Source organism: Candidatus Kurthia intestinigallinarum, assembly GCF_003991225.1.
GTDB lineage: Bacteria > Bacillota > Bacilli > Bacillales_A > Planococcaceae > Kurthia > Kurthia populi.
Map to the genome: position 1 here is coordinate 1 of NZ_JTFC01000200.1, position 1,062 is coordinate 1,062.

2 protein-coding genes are annotated in these 1,062 nt (G+C 39.2%); both read right to left on the minus strand.

Annotated elements, in window-relative coordinates; translation table 11 throughout:
- Positions 1-464: hypothetical protein (locus tag QI30_RS19785; protein WP_148113925.1), on the minus strand; the 464-nt coding region annotated here is incomplete at its 3' end.
- Positions 465-475: 11 nt separating this feature from the next.
- The coding region (locus QI30_RS19790) for a type IV secretory system conjugative DNA transfer family protein (protein ID WP_158621109.1) at positions 476-1,062 on the minus strand (587 nt) is incomplete at its 5' end.

The window sequence follows — 1,062 nt, forward strand, 5'->3', positions numbered from 1 at the left end:
ACTAAAAATAGTAGCAGTAATGTAATTGCCATCGTGCCTGATCCAAATACATCTATAACCATGGAAGATTCAATTGAATTCGTAATAATGTCTGAAGAGCTGCCAGCAATTTCAACAAACATATATTCCATTAATGGGTACAGAATTTCTTTCACCACAAAGTACAAAATAACAGGCAATAAAAACACCATGATACTTGCCTTTAATGCACTGACGATAATTTCAGCAATATTACTTTCATTATTGGTCGCTTCATTTAGCATGGCGTTCAATATTCTAAATAGCACAATCGCCACAAGTAACACACCGCCAAAAACAGCGAAAATACGATATACGTCTAAAAACAAGCCACTGAGCGCCTCATGGTTAAACAGCACCTCTGCTAAAAACTTAAAAACCGCTGTCAGTAAATCATTTAACCATTCATTTAACATATCCATAACTTTATCTTGAATGAAATTCACTACAGCTCACCTCATTTATTAGGCTCACTTCCTGAAATATTTAAGTCACCGTTTAATTCCTCCAACGCACTTTCAAATGTGACCTCCTGCTCCACGACCTCAAAGCCGAAAAAGTCCTTCTCCAACTGTTCCTGCTCGGTTTGCTTGGCTACTGCCTTTTTCGCAATATCTTCCTCAAATGCTTGCTGAGCGAGCGTCAGCTTTTGTAGTTGCTCTGCTGAAGGCTTTGCATGATAATCAAACTGACTGACTTCATATTTTTCTGTTACGCCAGGAAACAATTGAAACTGAAAGGCTTTCTTTACTTGAATGGGTGGCTTATGCTGAAATAAAATGATGCCTATATCAGCTGGCATTTGCATAATTTCGCCCGCTGTCATTAAATCACGGGCTGCAAAGCTTTCATTTTCGCTCATGCTACTCGTCCGGTTCTCCTTACCATATTGCTTCGATTCAGATTCCGTATCTACTTTAACGGTCGTTTTATCAAGCAAGTCCTTAAAATAAGTAGCCGTTGTCCGATTGGCAGCGTTCAAGCATAATTTAATCCCACAGTTCCCTAAAATGGACTCTGCCTTTTTATCGCCGTAACGATCCT